An 18,622-nucleotide genomic window follows, 5' to 3' on the forward strand; every position below is an offset into this window, starting at 1 on the left:
TTTTATTAAGTTATATCAAGTGTACTTGTACTAATGAAATCAAACGGTTTTAAAATCTCTATCGGGCTTATCATGCTCTCACTCATGCTCGTCGGCGTGGTGAGCGCGGCATACCCGATGTTTCACCACGACGGGCAACGAACCGGCTACGTCCCCGAAGACGGGCCGCAGAACAACACTATCCTCTGGAAGGCCAACCTCGGTGAGTTCGTCGGCGCATCACCAGTGGTGGATGGCGGCCGGGTCTACATCGGGGTCTGGCCGGACATGAACTTTGATTCCGAGGAGGAATATTACCTCTTCTGCCTGAATGCCTCCACCGGCAGCGAGGTCTGGAGGAACCCCCTGGGTGCCGGCGAAGGCACCGTATCCGGCGCGGCCGTCTCCGGCGACAGGCTCTTTGTCGGATGCATGGACGGGAACCTCTACTGTATCGATACCACGGACGGCAGCACGCTCTGGAACGTTCCCGTCGATACCGGGAGAGAAGGCGGTAACTGGCACGGCCTCTCCTGCAGCCCGGTTGTGTACGACGACATGGTCCTGGTGACCTCTATGACCGACGGGACGCTGCACGCCTTCGATCCCGATGGAAACGAAGTCCGGACGTATACCACCGGAAACAAGACGTTTGCCTACTCTTCGCCGGCTGTCGATGCCGCAGGCCGGGCGTACTTCGCCGGCAACGCCGTGACAGATGCCCTCTACTGTATCGACATCGATACCGGTGAGGAGATCTGGAACGTCACTACCGACGGACAGGTAAAGTCGTCGCCGGCGATCGCCGGCAGCATGGTCTATGCCGCGTCGGCAAACCGGCTCTATGCCCTCGACACCGTCACGGGTATCGAGGTCTGGAACAGGTCAGTCAGTGCATCGTGGGGCACGCCCGCCGTTGCCGGCGGCAGGCTCTATCTCGGCACGGCCGACGGGGTCATGCACTGCCGCGATGCAGAGACCGGAGACGAAGAGTGGACGTTTACTGCAAACGGCAGGATCGACACCTCACCGGTTGTTGCGAACGATACCGTCTACTTCGCCTCCAACACCAGGACAGCCACAATCTTCGCGGTTGATACTGCGGGCAACGAAGTCTGGCGGTACGCCACGACCAATTACCTCCAGTCCTCGCCGGCCGTATCGAACGGCATCCTCTACATCGGGTCCGATGAAGGGAACCTCTATGCCTTCGGGGAAGGGCAGGTCCCGGAATCGGCGTTTTCCGGGTGGAGCGGAATGGTGAGACTCGCCGAAGGAGAGACCTTCACGGTCACGCCGTTCAACAACGAGAGCGCCGTCTACACCGTCAACCGGACCTCGGCCCTCGGCGCGCTGGATGCCGCCGCGATCACAGGTGGTTTCAACTACACCCTCAGGGAGGAAACCTGGGGCTCGTACCTCTACTCCATCGCCGGCATCGTCTACAACGAGACCTCCGGGGATTCATGGCTCTACAGCGTCAACAGCGTCGCCGCCACCGTCGAAACGACGGACTACCAGCTCGCCGACGGGGATATCGTCACCTACTGGTATGGGGAGTGGGATTCGACGCCCGATACCGCCGGTACGGTGGTCAACATCACCGTCTCCATCCCGGCAACGCCCACCCCGGCGCCCGGCCTGTGGAGCGGGACCGTGGCCCTGACCAGGGGAGAGACCTTCGCGGTCACGCCGTTCAACAACCAGAGCGCCGTCTACACGGTCAACCGGACCTCGGCCCTCGGAGCGCTGGACGCGGCAGCGACGGCAGGCGGTTTCAACTACACCCTCAGGGAGGAGAGCTGGGGCTCGTACCTCTACTCCATCGCCGGTATCGCCTACAACGAGACTTCCTGGGACTCCTGGCTCTATGCGGTCAACGGGGCGACCGCCGGCGTCGGAGCGGCGGACTACCAGCTCGCCGACGGGGACGTCGTCACCTACTGGTACGGAGCGTGGGATTCGACCCCGGAGACCGCCGACCACGTCATCAACATCAACGTCAACGTCTGCGACTTCGCATGGGAAGGAACAGTCAACCTGACGGACGGGCAAACATTCACGGTCACGCCGCTCAACAACGCGAGTGCCGCCTACACCGTCAACCGGACCTCGGCCCTCGGAGCGCTGGACGCGGCAGCGACGAGAGGCAACTTCAACTATACCCTCAAGGAGGAAAGCTGGGGCTCGTACCTCTACTCCATCGGCGGTATCGCCTACAACGAAACCTCCTGGGACTCGTGGCTCTATGCGGTCAACGGGGTGACCGCCGGCGTCGGAGCAGCGGACTACCAGCTCGCCGACGGGGACGTCGTCACCTACTGGTACGGGGCATGGGATTCGCCACCCGAGAGCGCCGGCGCGGTGGTCAACATCACCGTCTCCATCCCGACAACGCCCACCCCGACACCGGGAGGGGAGGGAGGAGGAGGCGATTCGCCGGCCTCCTGGATCACCGTCACCCTCGAATCAGGTAAGTTTAACATCACCGCGGCAAACAGCGGAAAGACCTACACGGTCGGCCGGCAGACAGCACTGGGTGCCCTCGATGCGACGGGAACCGCCTATACCGTCGACGACTCGTACTACCGGGAGTACGGGTCGCTCTTCCTCAACTCCGTCAGGGGCAGAGCAGGCACGGGGACGAAGGGCTGGATGTACCAGGTGAACGGCGAAAGCCCCGCCGTCGGTGCAAACACATATGCGCTCGCTAACGGCGATGAAGTCGTCTTCTTCTGGAGCGAGGGGATGAGTTCGACCCCGGCGACATCGTCGGACATCGTCCCGATCAGGGTTACGATCCCGGCATCGGCCGGCAGTTCGGAATCGAGTTCGTCGGGCGGCGGTTCCGGTTCGTCGGGTTCCGCATCGGACACCGTAACCGAGGGCTCCAATAAGCCGGGAGCGGCAATCCCGTCGTTCTTCCTCGGGCTGCCGGCCGGGGCCTTCGTCGAACTCGGGGAGTGGGGTCAGGTCTTCTCGTTTTACACCGGCAGCGGGAACACGTCCGCGGAGCAGGTCACCGTATCGGGGAACTCCTTTATCATCAAGCGGAACGGGCTGACCATGGTCCTTACCGCCCGGAACATCAACGAAAAGGAAGGGACGGCCACGGGCCTGATCGAGAGCGTCACGGCATCGATCGAGCCCGTCACGGCTAACATCAGCTCGATAGGTCTCGTCGCCGCATCGCTGGACCTGAACCTCACCGGCATACCGGGAGACGGCCGCATCGAGATCTCCATCACCGAGACACCCGATGCAGGTGCGGCAAGTGCCTTCCACCTCGCCGCGGCAGAGAACGGTGAGGAGATCGATGCTCTTGCCTATACCATGACCGTCACGCGGACCAACCTGGAGAACGGCGAGGATATCGCCGGAGCGGTGATCCGGATGACCGTAAGCCCCACGTGGGTGGAAGAGCACGGCGGCGTGGACGCCGTCAGGATCGCACGGTCTGCGGAGGACGGCAGATACGAGGTACTCGAAACCCGGCCTGCCGGGACCGACAGGAACGGGAACCTGATCTTCGAGGGAATCTCACCCGGCGGCCTCTCGGCCTTCGGCCTGCTGACGGTCACGGCAGCGCCCGCGGCACAGAATATCCCGGTGAGCACCGCTACCGCTGCCGCCTCCGGTGCACCGACCGCAGCCGGAACGCCTGCGCCTGCAGGAGCATCACCGCTCATCATCGCCGGCACGGGCATGGCCCTGCTCATCGGAGCGGCATACCTCTTCATCGAGCGGAGGAGAAGACAATGAAGCGGATCGGCAGCATCCTGCTCATCCTCCTCCTCTGCATCGCCTCCTGCGGCGCCTATCCACTGAGCACGGGCGACCCGGCCGTCCAGACCTCCCTGGACTATCTCCGCGCCTGCCAGAAAGACGATGGGGGTTTCGGGGAAGCCGGGCGCGAGAGCAGCCCGGGCACGACGTCGTGGACGATCATGGCAGCCGTCGCTGCGGGCGAAGACCCGCGGATGTGGGTGAAGAACGGCAACTCGACCATCGATTACCTCCGGTCGATGAACGACGACATCCTGGCAAAAGGAGGGACTGTCGATATCGCGCGCACGATCCTGACGCTGGTTGCAGTCGGGGAAGACCCCCGCGCCTTCTCCGGGACCGACTACGTTGCTGAACTGAAGTCGCGGGTGAAGTCCGACGGACAGGCCGGGGACCATGTTTACACGACAATCTGGACGATCGTAGCCCTCGCCTCCGCCGGCGAGGATGCCGGGAGATCGGCCGGGTGGCTGATGTCACGGCAGAACGCCGACGGCGGCTTCCCCTGGACGCCGGGTGCCGAGAGCGACCCCGACGACACGGGTGCCGCACTCGAGGCGCTCGCGGCGGCAGGCATCCCCCACGATGCAGCCGCGGTGCAGAACGCGCTCGCATACCTGAAGGGAATGCAGCAGGAGAACGGCGGTTTCCATTACGGGGGAACGAGCGCCGCAAACGCTGCGTCGGATGCCTGGGTCATTCAGGGCATCGTTGCCACGGGAGACAACCCCGCGAACTGGAGAGCGGGTGAGACGAGTGTGGTGGACCACCTTGCCGGCCTGCAGAACCCCGACGGTTCGTTCCGCTACACGGCGTACGTGACCGACAATCCCTGCGGCATGACTGCAAGCGCAATTCCCGCACTCCTCGGGCGACCATACCCCATACTCCCTTCTCCGACGGTGCACTCGCCGTCCGCCACACCCACGCCGGGCATCATGGCCGCCGCCCCTACCACGACCCCGGCCGGGACGTACGCTCCGGCAGCGACGGACGCGGCCGGGAGAGCCGTGACGGTGACCGACGACTATGGGGAGATCGTCACGATCCGGGGCCTGCCGCAGAAGATCGTCTCGCTCGCACCATCCAATACCGAGATCCTGTATGCCCTCGGCCTTGAGGACCGGATCGTCGGCGTCACCGACTACTGTAACTACCCGCCAGAGGCCGCCGGCAAACTGAAGGTCGGCGGATACAGCACCATCAACATCGAGAAGGTGCTCGCAACCGAACCGGACCTGATCTTCGCCGCTACCGGCAACACCGAAGACGTGGTCAACCGCCTGAGAGTTCTCGGGATGACCGTCGTCACCCTCAACCCGCAGACGGTCGACGATGTCCTGCGGGACACCGAACTGGTCGGAGTGGCTACCGGGCAGGAAGAGCGGGCAGCGGCGTGCGTTCGGGAACTGCAGGCCCGTATTCAGGCGGTGACCGATACGACAGAGGCCCTGGCGGAGAGACCGTCCGTCGCCCATGTCGTCTGGTACGACCCGATCTGGGTCAGCGGCGGGGCAACATTCCAGGACGAGGTGATCACGATGGCCGGGGGGACCAATGCATTCGGTTCGACAGAGGGGTGGGGCATCGTCGGCCTCGAAGAGTTCATCACCACGAACCCGGAGTACATCTTCGTCAGTTCGGGTACCGGCATGAGCAATGGAGGATACGACATCGTCTACGACTACTTCATGAACGAGCCCCGGATGCAGAGGCTCGATGCGGTCAGAAACGGCCACGTCTACGTCGTCGACGCTGACATCATCAGCCGCGGAAGCCCGCGGATCGTGGATGCGCTGGAAGAGGTGGCGGCCACCCTCCACCCGGACCTCTTTGATGCGGGCATCCCCGAAGAGACTCATGCGGCCCAGTCGCCGGGTTTCTGCACGATCTTGCCTGCCTTTGCGCTGCTCACCGTTCTCCTGATCAGGGCAGGTAAGAAGGACCGGTGCGGAATGCGGTGGAACCAGATCTTACCCATTTTCTTCGTGGTTATCGTCGCGAGCGGCCTTGCGTACCCGGTCCTGGGGCAGGCGCTCTCCGGCGAAGAACTCTGGCGAGCGGAACTCGGCAACCGGATTGCGGCGGCCGCACTCGCAGAGAGCGGTCTCTACGGTGCCGTCACCACAGAAGAGAGCATCCACCTCTATGACCAGAAAGGCACAATGCTCTGGAGTTACCCAGTATCCTGCAGCAGATGCGTGGCCATCTCCTCCGACGGCGAATGCATCGTAGCCGGGGGGGACCACCTCCTGCTGTTCGACCGGAAAGGCGAGGTGCTCTGGCGTTCCAGACCGGAATCCCGGGTGCAGAGCGTCGCTATCGCCGCAGACGGGCGTACGATCGGTGCAGGGATCGGCACCATGCTCCGGGTGTTCTCCCAGGACAACGGACAAACGATTGCCAACGTCTCCTGGTCCTTTGATACCGGAGATCCGATCGAGAGCGTATCGATCGACGGCGACGGTTCGAGCATCGTTGTCGGCGACGGTCAGGGGAACATATATCTCTTCAGCAGGGAAGGCCGGCTTCTCTGGAACTACAGGACGGGCAGCAACGGCATCCGGGTTGCCATCTCCCGCGACGGTTCGACGGTTGCCGCAGGATCGGCCCAGCAGGTTACATATCTCCTCAACCGGAACGGACGGCTCCTGTGGAAATCTCCACTACAGGAGCGGATCGCGGATGTATCGATCTCCGGAGACGGGTCGACTCTTGTGCTGGCAGGCAGTGGGATCACCCTATTCAACCGGAACGGAGAGAACGTGTGGACGCACCCAACGGAGGAGGAGATCAGGTGTGTCTCGGCTCAGTCGTCCGAAACAACACAGATCCTTACCGGCGCACTCGATGGGACCGTGTCGCTGCTTGAGGTGCAGCCGGAACCCCTCCGTGCCGAGACGCTCGACATGCCGTTGCCGGAGGCAACTCTTATCGGTGAACTGTCGCGCACTGCCGCTGTCTCCGATCAGGAGCACGCAGCTCCGCAAGAGGGGATGGCGCTCTCTCCGGCAGCGCCGGTTACGGCAGGCGTGTGCTTTGTCGCCGCGCGGGCCTGGTGGAGGAGAGGGAAGCGGTAGGTCGGACGCCATGCAGTCGACGAATACGATCGGGTGCTCCACCTGCTGCCTGATGGACCGGGCGCTTGAGGAGGCGCTCGGTCTCATCTCCGGCCGTACGGGTCGTACGGAGATTCTCTCCGACGGCCCTCACTGCCTCTTCCGGTGCGAAGAGGTCTGCCACTCGTTCGATCTCCGCTACACCGTCCATGCGCCGGTCGCCGATATTAACATCGCGTCCGAGAACGAGCACCTGCGCAGGGCGGCCATCAAGGTTCTCGCCGATCTTGCAGAAGTTTGCGACCGGATCGGCGCCGAGCGGCTGGTCGTCCACCCGGGACACATCTGGGGAGAAGAGATGCGGAGCGCCGCGCAGGCCGCTCTCGACCGATCGCTTGACGACCTCGCTGCAGTTCAACATATGGTGGATGTCCGGTTCGCCGTCGAGAACATGGGGGCATGGGAGATCTGTTTCTTCAGGGAACCGGATTTTCTCGACCGCCTTGCCGACCGGGACCTCGGCTTCGCCCTCGACGTGGGGCATGCCCATGTAAACGGTAACCTGGCATCGTTCCTTGAGTGTGGAGAAACGATCCATGTCCACCTGCACGACAACCACGGCCGCCGTGACGAACACCTGGCCTGCGGTGACGGGAATATCGATTTTCGCCGCGTGATGGCCGCTCTTCCACCGGGCGTCACGAAGGTTGTCGAGCCGAACTCGTTTCAGCACTACGAACAAAGCCTCGAACACCTGGGCGGGCTCTCTCCCTGAAACAATCACGGCTCGCGCCCGATCAGTTCTCCCACTGCCGCGCGGAATTCGCGGAACTCCCGCGATGCCTCCGGGCCGGCAGAGCCCGAATACCCATTTGCGCCCCGCACGACGATACTGTGTCCACCCATCTCCATCCGCAGGTGCCAGTAGGTGACATCGCAGCAGGAGTAGGCAGAGACATACTCCGGCTCCCATTCCCAAACACCGAGCCGGTCGGCGGTCTCGTGGAATCGTGCCCACTCATCCGGTGTGGGCGACGCCTCCATCACCACCCCGGAGTAGCCGCCGGCACTCGCCCACTCATAGAGGAGCCGCCCGTCCACGAGCCTGACGTAGAGGGACGGCCCGGCACTTCCGCCGATGTAGAACTCAAACGCCGTCGGAAGCAGAAAAGAGGGAGTGGGAGATGCACCGTCGCACATATCGGATTATATGACCAGCACAGCCAAATACCCTGCGACGAGAAGCCCCATGCAGCAGATGCCGGCAACATCGGCCCGGCCCGGAGAGAGGTCACGCATCGGCGTCCGCCTGCCGGAGCGGTAGCCCCGGAGATCAATGGTCAGACCAAGGACCGTGGCTTTTCCAAGGGAGTTTGAAACCAGGGGGATGATGATGGGAAAGAGCCCCCGGACTTTCCCGGAGAGGCCCTTCCCCGGGTTGTAGGCCCGGGCGAGCTGTGCCTCGTGGATCCGCTTCCCTTCGAGTTGCAGGCTCGGGATGAACCGGAGCGCAATCAGGAACATGAGCGTGTAGTCCACAGGCATCTTGAGGCGGTCCATGACGTGGACGAGGTCGCGCGGCTGAGTCGATATAACCAGGAGCTGGAAGGCAAAGAGCATCGCCGCGAACCGGAGCGTCATCGCGACGGCGAGGTCGATCGCCCCCGTCGTGACGGGGAAGGCCCCCCCGATGACCGGGACCGATGGCGGGATCAGGTAACCGAGGATACCCCCGCTCCGGATGGTGAGGACGGTGAGGGCAAGCAGGCTTGCCGCAAGAGAGAGCAGCAGAGGCACCTGGCGGAGAAGATCACGGGCGAGCCCCCCCACTACCGCTACGGCTACGACCGCCCCGACAAGGACCGCGAGCATCGCGGTATCGCTCGTCAGCACTGCGAGGGCAACGACGACGGCTGCAAAGATCAGTTTGGTAATCGGGTGGAGGCGGTGAAAGGCGCTCTCCCGGGTGAGATACTGCATAATCTCGGGCATGGTTCCTCCTCGTACATTCTCTCGTCGCCGACGATCCTTCCCTGCTTCATCCTGACGATACGGTCGGCATACTCTTCTCCAAGGTGTATGTCATGCGTCACCATGACGATTGTATGACCATTCTGCCGCAAGCGCTCAAGAACCTCCATGACCCGCTCCGACTCCCGGGCATCGAGCCCGGTCGTAGGCTCGTCGAGCACGATCACGTTCGGCCTCATTGCGATGACGCAGGCGATCGCCAGGCGTTGCCGCTCGCCACGGGAGAGTGACCGCGGGTAGGCTCCCTTCCGGCGGAAGAGGCCGACCTCACAAAGGGCGGCCTCGACTGTCTGTCCCGGGTCTCCATCCGGGTTGATGTTCCGAATACCAAAGGCCACTTCCTCCTCCACGGTCTCTGCAAAGAGCATGGTGTCCGGGTTCTGGAAGACGAGGCCCACGTGGCGCGCAAGTTCCGCTATCGGCACGGTGGCGGCATCCAGCCCGTCGACGACAACACTGCCGCTGGTGGGGCGGAGCAGCCCGTTGAAGTGCTTGACGAGCGTCGTCTTCCCGGACCCGTTCTCCCCGACCACAGCCACGATCTCACCGGGAGCGACCTCGAAGTCGAGACCCCCGATGGCCGTAACCCCATCGTAACGGTGGACGAGCCCCCGGATCGATATGACGGGGAGCACCCCGCCCGGGGAGGCTGCCCCCGGTGCGGGCGGCCGGATACCGCGGATGTCGCCGGCCGTCGGGTGTTGCAGGACGACCTCCTGCATCATCTCCGCGGGGGACCCGACCTTTGTGATCGTGCCGTCGTTAATGAGGACCATTCTATCCGCGACGGCAGCGAGTTCGGTGAGCTTCTGTTCGACGATGAGGACGGCCGTCCCCTCGTCCGCGAGCCGTCGAAGGAGAGCGGATACCGTAGAGGTTGCCTCTGCATCCAGTTCGGCGGTCGATTCGTCCAGAACCAGGATCTCTGTCCCCAGGGCAAGGGTTGCTGCGATGGCGACCCGCTGCTTCTGCCCGCCGGAGAGGGTGTGCGGGGCCCGGTCTGCAAGGTCGGCGATCCCGGTCGCCTCCATCACGTGCCGGAGCCTCTGCTCCATCTCCGCCCTCGGGATACCGAGGTTCTCAAGCCCCGATGCCACCTCCTCCTCGACGGTGGAGAAGATGAGCTGGGCATCGGCATCGTCAAAGACCACGCCGACGTGCCTCCCGATCCCGGCCATGCTCCGGTAGTCCCGGACGCTCTTCCCGAGGATGGTGATCGCGCCCTCGAGCGTGCCGCCGTACTCGTGGTGGAGGATGCCGGACGCCGCAAGGCAGAGGGTCGTCTTCCCCGCCCCGGTTGGACCGGTGACGAAGACGACCTCCCCTCTCCTGATATCAAGGTTGATCCCGTCGAGCGCCGGTGAATCGGAGCCGGGATAGGCGTAAGAGACGCCTCGAAGAGAGAGGGCGGTCTCCCGGCCGGCCTCAGGACTCATCCGCCTGCCTCATGTCCCGCGCCGGGGCCGCCTGCCGGACCCCCCGCATCAGCGCCCGCGATGCCGGCATCTCGAGCGCCTGCGCGACGCCGGCGTTGACCGCCGCGGTGATCAGGACAATCGGCACGGTGACCGCGAGGAACGCTTCAAAGGTCCCGAACTTGCCAAGGACCGTCGGCGCCACGGCAAGGATGGAGATGAGGATGAACGAGAACCCGCTCGCAAAGGTGGCCAGAAGCGTCGTCACCGCCGGGGCGAGGACGAACCGGTCTCTCAGCATCAGGTAGACCCCGAGGCAGGCGACCGCACCGATGGGTTCGCTGACGAAATTCGCGGGCGGGAAGATCGAGTGGCTGAGAAGGGCACAGATGATGCCCGCTACAACGCCGATCCCGATCGCCTCACGGAATGTGGGCACGACCAGTATGATGGCAAGGCTATAGAAGGCGATCACGAGGTTCGATACGATGGGGCCGGGGATCAGGAGGGACATATACCTGATGATAGCCCCTACGGCAAGGAGTATGCCGATGATTGCAATATCTCTTGATTTCATAGTATCCTATCTTTCGAGTATGGTATTCGACGGGCTATGCGGTTTTTAGGACTGAGAGATCAGCAAGGACGCCAACGTGGCTGCGAAAGGGGGCGAGAGCGCTCTCCGGCATCGATGGACCGGGCGGCCGGTCTGGAACCCATTACAAACATCATTGTACAAAATTATACATTATTGTATATATAGATACCTGTGGCCGGGAATCATCACCTCCACGCCAGCCACGCTGCAACGAGAACCGCTCCGGCCGCGGCGAGTACGGCGAAGCCGGATGCCGCTGTGGTCGGCGCGGGGGAGGGTGCGCTCGTCGGGGTCCCCGGCTCCGTGGGCACCGTGGTAGTCGAAGCGGCAGCCCCGTTGCCGGAGTTCCCGGAGGTATCCCCGGGGGCGACGGGAATGGTCGCCACGAGGGTTCCACCACGGTCCGGCGTGCAACTCATCCCCACCAGGGAGACGATGAACCTCCCTCAGAGAGGGACAGCTCGCCCGTCGTCGCCATATGCCTCCACAAGCAGCCGGGTGCTCGTCTTCGGTTTACCGCCGCCGGGCACAACGCGCGCTCCGCCGAGGGCGGCACATATCGCACCGACGGCCCCGGCGTGTGACCGCCCGTAGCCTCCCTCGAGCACAAGGGCGAGAGCCACGGGACTCGCGTCCGCCAGCATCCCGGTCAGAGCCCCGAAGTCGTCGGGGCGGAGTTGCATCGAACCGAGCGGGTCGTCGAAGAGCGCATCCTGACCTGCCGATATCACGACGAGGTCCGGCTCGAACTGCCGGAGTGCCGGGATGAAGATCTCCCGAAAGACCAGGGTGTAGTCGGCGCCGGTCGAACCCGGCTCAAGAGGCGCATTGACGGTATACCCGGCGCCCGCGCCGGCGCCCCGCTCATCCGGCCAGCCTGTTCCGGGGAAGAGCCCTGCCTGGTGGACCGAGCAGTAGAGCACCCGGTCCGAGGTGTAGAACGCTGCCTGTGTCCCGTTGCCGTGATGCAGGTCCCAGTCAAGGATCGCTGCCCGGTCGACCGACTCGAGCGCGCGGGCTGTCGCTACGGCAGCGTTGTTGAAGAGGCAGAATCCCATAGCCCGGTTCGGCCCGGCATGGTGCCCCGGCGGACGGACCAGGGCAAACGAGTGTTCGCCCTCGAGCGCCCGCTCCACCGCCTGCCACGCGGCACCCGCCGCATACAGGGCCGCATCGAACGACCCACAGGTGACGTAGGTGTCGGAGTCGAGGTAGCAGGCCCGTCCGGGAGGACACGCCCTGCAGAACGACCGGAGGGTCGCGATGTGCCGGTGCGTGTGTACCCGGGTGAGGTCCCGGAGCGTCGTCTGCTCCGGGGTGATACGGTAGGCATCAGCCGGCACCCCGGTGAGAGCGGCATCGAGGCGTGCCTGCGACTCGGGGTGACCGGGGTCGTCATGGGCCCGGAAGAGATCCCCCGTAACGACCGAGTATGGCATGGTTATCGGAGGGGTTGACGGCACCGAATATGAATCTTACCTGCCGGACGGGGACCGGGGTATGCATGGCAGCAGGGGACCCGACCGGTTCCCGCTGACCATAACCGGGTGCCTGATGAGGTCGAGTCGTGAGACGAGCGCCGCTCGTGCACCGGAGGTGCAACTCAACGAGGAGCAGGCAGCCCGGCAGAAAGTATTTGAGGTGGGAGGAAAAATCATCAAACGAGGAGATCTCAGACCGCTTATCGGGGGACAGAAGCGGGTGTCAACGATATTGCACAACTGGAGGAGTACGATGCCGAAAGTATCGAACATTGATATCTTCCGTAAAAGGGAGCAACCTACCGTATCGATTCGCACCAGAACAAACGTCGAACATCTACCCATGCTGATCGGCGAGAGTTACTGCAGGATAGCTGATTACCTGAAGGAACTGGGCGAACTTGTCTCAGATGTCCCGTATGTGGCCTACTACAACATGGATATGCAACGTCTTGATGTCGAGATTGGGTTTCCCGTATCGAAGATATTGCCGGGGAAAGGGGACATCCACCCGGGCTCTATCCCGGAAGGCAACGTTGTCTCCTGCATGTATCGTGGCCCATATAGAGAGATGGTCTCGACGTACACTGAGATGGCGAACTGGATAGAGAAGAACGGGCTTAAGCCTACCGGTACCGTCTACGAATGTTACTACAACGGACCCGAGTATCCGGAGAACGAACTATTGACGATGATCGTCATGCCGGTGGTATAAGTCGCAAGCATACCCTGCCATCCCGGTCCCCCGATGAGGTCACCATCTTCTTCGGTCACCCCGGGCCGTTGATACGCTCGACGCCTTCGGCATCGCCAGGGTCTTTCCGACCCTGCAATCCGTTCGAGAGACAGGGTGTGCCGGTGGTCGCTACCCCTCCTTCCTGCGGCCGGACCTCCGGGTGCGCATTTATAAGGCGGGCTGGTAATGGGGGTGCATGCCCCTGCCAGGTATGACCTCTCCGTCGTTCATCTATGCCTGCACCCGGTTCCGGGTCCGGAGGACCGCGCTCCTCCCCCGTGAAGAGTACTTGCGGCTTATGCGGATGAGCATACCGGAGATCATCGCCCACCTCGGTCGGTGCCTGGAGTACGCACGGGAGATTGCGAATCTCACACCCGACTTCTCTGGCGCCCAGCTCATCGAAGAGGCGGTGAACCACAGTCTGGCGCGGTCGTTCCGGAGCAGTATGGCGATCGCTCCCGGAGACCTGCAGATCCTGACCCGTGAATACCTCACCCGATGGGATATAGCAAACGTCATGGCTATCCTGCGGGGCACGGTTCACAACATACCCGGGCAACAGGTCCGCGACCTCCTTATCCCGGCAGGCGAGATCGACAGCGCACTCCTCGACCATCTTCTCTCTTTGACGACCTGCGGCGAGACTATCGAAGCTCTTCAGGACTGGCGACTCTACCCGGTCCTTGCAGAATCCTACCGGGTCTGCGGGGAGAAGGGCGTCTTTGCCCAGATCGAGAACGAACTCTACAGGCACTACTACGCCGGGCTGCTCGATCCCGGCAGAACCAGGTGCAGCGGGTGTCAGGAGTTGAACGCCTATCTCCGGTTTGAGATTGATATCACCAACATGAGGAACCTTCTCCGGCTCCACTGCGCAGAAGAAGCGTGCAACCTTGCGGTCATTGACCAGACCATGATCCCGGGCGGCCGTATTCCCATCAGACACTTCCGGCGGCTCTACGGCATCGAGACGGAGGAGGAGTTTGTCAGCGCCTTCCTGGAGACCGACATCGTTCCGGTCCTGGCCCAGGCGGTGCGCGATCTCCGGCGGGATCCGGGATTCTCAAGCATTGACGCCGCGGAACTGGTCTGGCAACGATGGCACCAGCGTCAGCGGCCCATTCATGAGGTCGAGATAGCAGTCACCCGCATCAGGCTTCACCGGCTGGAGTCCCTCTCCAGGCGTCATCCGTTCTCGATCCTGCCGGTGCTTGCGTACCTGGAGCGGAAGAAGTACGAGGTGGCGAACCTGCGGGCAATCGCGCGAGGAAAGGCGTTCGGTCTGCCGACCGAGCGGGTATGGCAGTACATCGTCCTGTGAGGAAGCACCATGCCGGTTGATGAGATCAAACCCACCCGGGCCGGCCTCCTGATCGTCAGGCGGCGGATGGCTCTTGCTGAGCGGATACATCGACTCCTCGCGATGAAACTCGACGGTATGATGCTGGAACTGGTCAAACTCACCGACCGGGCCGCGTTGCAGCGCCGAGAACTCGAAGAACAATATACCCGGGCCCGGGAGATGGTGGCGGTCGCCGCCATGATGGAAGGGGCGACGGGAGTGCTCCTTGCAGCGCTCTCGGTGGAGACCACCCCGATCTACACGGCCCGGCAGAAGAACGTCTTCGGGGTCCGTCTTCCGGAACTCGAACCGGTGATGGTGAAGAAGACGCTCGAGCAGCGGGGTTACGGCATCCTCGGGACCACGTCGGTCATCGATGACGCCGCCGATGCCTACGAGGACCTCCTTGAAACGATCATAGCAAGTGCCGAACTCGAAGGAGGCGTCAGGCGACTGCTCGACGATATCGAACGGACCCGGCGGCGTGTGAACGCACTGGAGTTCAAGGTCATCCCGGAACTCACCCAGTTGCGCCGGTTCATCGAGGATCAGCGCGACGAGATAGAGCGGCAGGATCTGGTGCGGCTCCGGCGCATTAAAAGAATAAAAGCAAAGAGAGCAGAGAAACCCTAGAGGGTCTCGGGCTGCTTCTGCCGCGCGAGGCACCCGATTGCGGTATCCACAATCGTCCCGAGGGCGCCCACGCCGAAGGTCTCGGACGAGAGGACGATATCATACGAAGAGAGATCGTCGATCTCGATACCGTAGTAGTTCCGGTAGCGGGTGGCCTCGGAACGCTGCCGGTTCTCGGTGTAGACCCGGGCCCCCGCTTCGTCCATCCCGTCACGGCCAGCGATTCGCTTCGCCCGGCAGGAGAGCGATGCGGAGAGCCAGATCCGGAGATCGGCGTTCTCGATCATCCGGCCCGAGAGCCTGCCCTCGATGATGATGTTGTCGGCACCTTCGCCGATCTCTTTCTGCCGGGCGTCGATCATCCGGTCGACGGAGGGATCGTTCTCTGCGAACCTGCCGAATTCAGCAAGGTCCATGCCGTGCTCCCGGGCGAGCTGGCGGAAGACCTCTCCCGCAGAGATGAGGTCAAGCCCGTACTTCCCGGCCAGGGAGCGGGCGAGCGACGTGGTGCCGCTCCCTGGCGGGCCGCTGATGGTGATCCGCATCAGAGCCCTCCGATGTTGAGGGATTTCCGGATCACCTGGCTGATGGTCAGCGAGCAGATCATGTACCAGAGGATCCAGGCCGGCACGATCCAGAACGCGAAGCTTGAGAGGCCAACGGCTCCAATGAAGGGCAGCACAATGCCGCTCGCGATGGTGGTCGGCGTGCCGATCGGCGGGAGCCGTAAGAGGAGCCAGAAGAAGATCGGGACAGACAGCACGAGGATGATCGCCATCGGAGTGAACTGCTGCCGGGAGATGTCAAGCTGGTCCTGCATCATCCGCTCCTGTTTCCCCTGGAGTTTCTTGACCCTCTTTTCGTCTCCGGAGAGCTGGGCCTCCCGGAACTCCTTCTGGAACACCCGCATCTTCGCCTGCGTCTCCTGCATCTTCTCGTAGTCGATGGTGTACTTCTGGACGAGCGACGAGTAGAGGCCCGTGATGCTCGAGAGGATCAGGATCATGACGAAAAACGGGACGCCGAGGGTATCGATCAAGGGGCCCAATACTACGTCCATCCCCTGACCGACCGTCACCCGTATCCATTCGACGCTGTACGAGAGCATCACGAGCATGGTAAAGATGAGGGCGATCGTCGGGCCGTGCTTCTTCAGGTCCGCCATATCAGGTTACCTCAGCACACTCACCAGGTCGTCGATGCCTTTCTCGAGCAGGAAGTTTTCGTTCTTGACGATCTTGATGGTGCAGCCGGTGTACATTGCATACGCCGCGCTAACAGCGCGGTTGAACTCCTGGTGCTCGGTGATCTCCCGGGCTCCTTCCATGTCGCGGACCCTTGAGGCGTCACCGAGCCGGCGCATCAGGATCTGGTCCGGGTCGGTCTCCACCAGCACGACCATATCAGGCATCAACTCGCGGAGCACCCATGCAGGCAGCCCCGCGAGGAAACCCGCCGGGGTCTTGACGCTGCTGTGAGTATCGATGATGATGTTCGCATCGGCGCTCATGGCAGCGATCCCCGAGGCAGCCGCCTGCTGGAGGCGTTTCTGGTCATCTTTCCCGAGCTTGCGCATCTCATCGCGATTCGAGACCAGGTCTTCATTCCTGGCCACATCAAACATGAACGTGCCGAAGTTGACGGCCGTGTAAGCAACGCCCTCGGCCGCCAGTCTCTCCATCGCACCGTTGATGACGGTAGTCTTCCCGACACCGGGAACTCCTGTTACGACGACTTTCTTCCCCAACTCTATCACTCCATGTAGATTGTAGTTCAGTATAAAATAAATCCACGCTTGAAGAGTAATCTCTTTCGGAATCACTCGGGGCCCGGGCGGGCAACCAGGCGAGAAAATGAGTTGCTGGGCAGATATGGGAGTTGTGAGCCCCCGCGTGGTCTGGTCAGGGGGAGAGCAGGTCTTCTGGACTGATTTTCCAGACTGACTCCAGATCCTATCCGGGATATGGATCTCTCTCCGGACTCACTCCCAGTCGAAAAAAGTGCTGAGGCACCTCTGAGCAGGAGGAGGACATTCCCGTCGAAGCGAGCGCTTCGCGCCGCTTCTCCCAGAATGACTCCTCCGGCCCGACCCTCCCGGGTCGGGCCTTCGGACTTACTCCTTCCCAAAGAACGACCGCATGAACGGGTACATCTCCATGATCTGCTGGCTTGCGATCTCCTCGTAGAGCCGGTAGGTGATACTCACCGCAAGCAGCAGTCCCGTCCCGCCGACCGCACCGACGATACCGAAGAGGTTCGCGACGACCGAGAGGAGCCCGATGAACACACCGCCGATGACGGTGATCCGGGGGATGTAGCGGTCGAGGTACTTCTCAAGCACCTGGGCATTCCGGCGGTACCCGGGGATCTGCATCCCACTCCTCTGGATCTGCCGTGCCACGTCCTTTGAGTCGAGACCTGCGGTCTTGACCCAGAAGAGCGCGAAGATCGCACCCCCGACCACCATAACGACAGTATCGATTCCCATGCGCAGGAGGATCTCCCAGGGGGCATGCCCGAGATCGGCAAGCCACCACATCCAATCCTGCGGCTGGTTGATGGGAGCAATATACCACATGAAACCGTTCATCGGTGTCTGCCCCTCAAACTCACCGAAGATGGTTATCCCGGCATTCGAGAGGAACATCCCGATCATCTGGATGTTCGCCTGCAGCACCCGGACCAGGATCATCGGCAAAACGCTCGCATAGATGAGTTTCACCGGGAAACGCGCGCGGGCGCCGCGGACAGCGGTATGCGCAAGCGGGATCTCGATACGGGTCGATTCCACGTAGACGATGATCATGAAGATGGCGATCGTCGTGACGAGGGCGAGCAGGTCCGTACCGAAGTACTGGAGGAAGTCGGCTCCCGACGTCGCCACGGCGAAGAGCCGCGGGAAGAATCCTATCGGGAAGGGGTCAGTGCCCGTCTGCCAGTTCAGGAAGCCGTTCACGAGACCCTGGGACACTCCTGCAACGATGAAGAGCCCCACCCCTGATCCGACACCCCACTTGGTGACGACCTCATCCATCAGCATCACCAGAAGGCCGCCGAGGCAGAGCTGGAGGAAGATCAGGAACGAGACCGCAAGCATATTCCCGCCGAAGAACTGCATTGCCACCGACGGATCGGGCAACATCAGCCCGCTCGCGACCATGGGGAGCGCTTCGACGATGATCATCACGAAGATGAGCATCTTCTGCAGGCCCATGTACATGACCTGACCGCGTGCTTCACTGGTGTCGATCTGCAGGAGTCCGGCGCCCTTGAGCAGCTGCAGCACGATCGATGCGGTGACGATCGGCCCGATACCGAGATGCAGGAGCGAACCGCTCGCACCAGCGAGCAAGGCACGGTACATTCCAAAAATATCCTGCGACTGCGCAGAGAGTCCGAAGATATCAATATTCGTCAATGAGAAGTAGAGGAGCAGAATCGCAAGTGTCCACATCAATTTGTTCTTGAAGTGGACGTGCCCCTCCGGGCTTCGGACTGCAGGCATCGCTGCAAGGATGGGTTCAAATCTATCCAGCAGATCTCCCATGATTTCACCTAA

16 protein-coding genes are annotated in these 18,622 nt (G+C 62.4%); 6 read left to right on the forward strand and 10 right to left on the reverse strand.

Annotated features, from left to right (window positions below; genetic code table 11):
- Window positions 1-72: 72 nt before the first annotated feature.
- The 3 genes from BRA49_RS00075 to BRA49_RS00085 are packed head-to-tail and all read left to right on the forward strand — an operon-like array spanning window position 73 to window position 7,599.
- Window positions 73-3,741 carry a PQQ-binding-like beta-propeller repeat protein gene (locus BRA49_RS00075; protein WP_292382371.1) on the forward strand — a complete coding sequence of 1,223 codons (3,669 nt, stop codon included), beginning with the start codon at window positions 73-75 and terminating at the stop codon, window positions 3,739-3,741.
- The gene (locus tag BRA49_RS00080; protein ID WP_292382373.1) at window positions 3,738-6,845 is read left to right on the forward strand and encodes a helical backbone metal receptor; all 3,108 of its coding nucleotides are present in this window, start codon (window positions 3,738-3,740) and stop codon (window positions 6,843-6,845) included. Before BRA49_RS00075 ends, BRA49_RS00080 begins: the two co-directional genes overlap by 4 nt.
- 10 nt (window positions 6,846-6,855) lie before the next feature.
- Window positions 6,856-7,599: a sugar phosphate isomerase/epimerase family protein gene (locus tag BRA49_RS00085; RefSeq protein ID WP_292382375.1), complete on the forward strand. Its 744-nt coding sequence runs from the start codon at window positions 6,856-6,858 to the stop codon at window positions 7,597-7,599.
- 5 nt (window positions 7,600-7,604) lie between these two features.
- On the opposite strand, the gene BRA49_RS00090 is transcribed toward BRA49_RS00085, so the two are convergent.
- The 6 genes from BRA49_RS00090 to BRA49_RS00115 all read right to left on the reverse strand — a co-directional run bounded on the left by BRA49_RS00090 (window position 7,605) and on the right by BRA49_RS00115 (window position 12,307).
- Window positions 7,605-8,024, reverse strand: coding sequence for a hypothetical protein (locus tag BRA49_RS00090; RefSeq protein ID WP_292382377.1), 420 nt, complete (start codon window positions 8,022-8,024; stop codon window positions 7,605-7,607).
- A 6-nt stretch (window positions 8,025-8,030) separates the two neighbouring features.
- Window positions 8,031-8,816: an energy-coupling factor transporter transmembrane component T family protein gene (locus tag BRA49_RS00095; RefSeq protein WP_292382378.1), complete on the reverse strand. Its 786-nt coding sequence runs from the start codon at window positions 8,814-8,816 to the stop codon at window positions 8,031-8,033.
- Window positions 8,747-10,291: an ABC transporter ATP-binding protein gene (locus tag BRA49_RS00100; protein ID WP_292382379.1), complete on the reverse strand. Its 1,545-nt coding sequence runs from the start codon at window positions 10,289-10,291 to the stop codon at window positions 8,747-8,749. The genes BRA49_RS00095 and BRA49_RS00100 overlap by 70 nt, the downstream gene beginning before the upstream one ends.
- On the reverse strand, window positions 10,281-10,847 hold the full coding sequence (locus BRA49_RS00105) for a hypothetical protein (protein WP_292382381.1): 567 nt from the start codon (window positions 10,845-10,847) through the stop codon (window positions 10,281-10,283). The genes BRA49_RS00100 and BRA49_RS00105 overlap by 11 nt, the downstream gene beginning before the upstream one ends.
- A 206-nt stretch (window positions 10,848-11,053) precedes the next feature.
- Window positions 11,054-11,254, reverse strand: coding sequence for a hypothetical protein (locus BRA49_RS00110; protein ID WP_292382382.1), 201 nt, complete (start codon window positions 11,252-11,254; stop codon window positions 11,054-11,056).
- Window positions 11,255-11,314: 60 nt separating this feature from the next.
- Window positions 11,315-12,307 carry a histone deacetylase family protein gene (locus BRA49_RS00115; RefSeq protein ID WP_292382384.1) on the reverse strand — a complete coding sequence of 331 codons (993 nt, stop codon included), beginning with the start codon at window positions 12,305-12,307 and terminating at the stop codon, window positions 11,315-11,317.
- Here BRA49_RS00115 and BRA49_RS00120 point away from each other — a divergent pair.
- The 3 genes from BRA49_RS00120 to BRA49_RS00130 all read left to right on the forward strand — a co-directional run bounded on the left by BRA49_RS00120 (window position 12,306) and on the right by BRA49_RS00130 (window position 15,063).
- A complete protein-coding gene (locus BRA49_RS00120) occupies window positions 12,306-13,064 on the forward strand; it encodes a GyrI-like domain-containing protein (RefSeq protein WP_292382386.1) in 759 nt (252 codons plus the stop codon). The two genes, BRA49_RS00115 and BRA49_RS00120, sit on opposite strands and share 2 nt — an antisense overlap.
- Window positions 13,065-13,296: 232 nt before the next feature.
- Window positions 13,297-14,409: a V-type ATP synthase subunit C gene (locus tag BRA49_RS00125; protein WP_292382387.1), complete on the forward strand. Its 1,113-nt coding sequence runs from the start codon at window positions 13,297-13,299 to the stop codon at window positions 14,407-14,409.
- A gap of 9 nt (window positions 14,410-14,418) precedes the next feature.
- Window positions 14,419-15,063, forward strand: coding sequence for a V-type ATP synthase subunit D (locus tag BRA49_RS00130; protein WP_292382389.1), 645 nt, complete (start codon window positions 14,419-14,421; stop codon window positions 15,061-15,063).
- Here BRA49_RS00130 and cmk read toward each other — a convergent pair.
- The 4 genes from cmk to secY all read right to left on the reverse strand — a co-directional run bounded on the left by cmk (window position 15,060) and on the right by secY (window position 18,610).
- The gene (gene cmk, locus BRA49_RS00135; protein ID WP_292382390.1) at window positions 15,060-15,608 is read right to left on the reverse strand and encodes a (d)CMP kinase; all 549 of its coding nucleotides are present in this window, start codon (window positions 15,606-15,608) and stop codon (window positions 15,060-15,062) included. The genes BRA49_RS00130 and cmk overlap by 4 nt on opposite strands.
- Window positions 15,608-16,228: a DUF106 domain-containing protein gene (locus BRA49_RS00140; RefSeq protein ID WP_292382392.1), complete on the reverse strand. Its 621-nt coding sequence runs from the start codon at window positions 16,226-16,228 to the stop codon at window positions 15,608-15,610. The genes cmk and BRA49_RS00140 overlap by 1 nt, the downstream gene beginning before the upstream one ends.
- A 6-nt stretch (window positions 16,229-16,234) precedes the next feature.
- On the reverse strand, window positions 16,235-16,810 hold the full coding sequence (locus BRA49_RS00145) for an adenylate kinase (RefSeq protein ID WP_292382394.1): 576 nt from the start codon (window positions 16,808-16,810) through the stop codon (window positions 16,235-16,237).
- Between the two features lie 366 nt (window positions 16,811-17,176).
- The gene (gene secY, locus BRA49_RS00150) at window positions 17,177-18,610 is read right to left on the reverse strand and encodes a preprotein translocase subunit SecY (protein WP_292382395.1); all 1,434 of its coding nucleotides are present in this window, start codon (window positions 18,608-18,610) and stop codon (window positions 17,177-17,179) included.
- Between the last annotated feature and the right edge of the window lie 12 nt (window positions 18,611-18,622).

It is taken from the genome of Methanoculleus sp. UBA430 (assembly GCF_002506585.1).
GTDB lineage: Archaea > Halobacteriota > Methanomicrobia > Methanomicrobiales > Methanoculleaceae > Methanoculleus.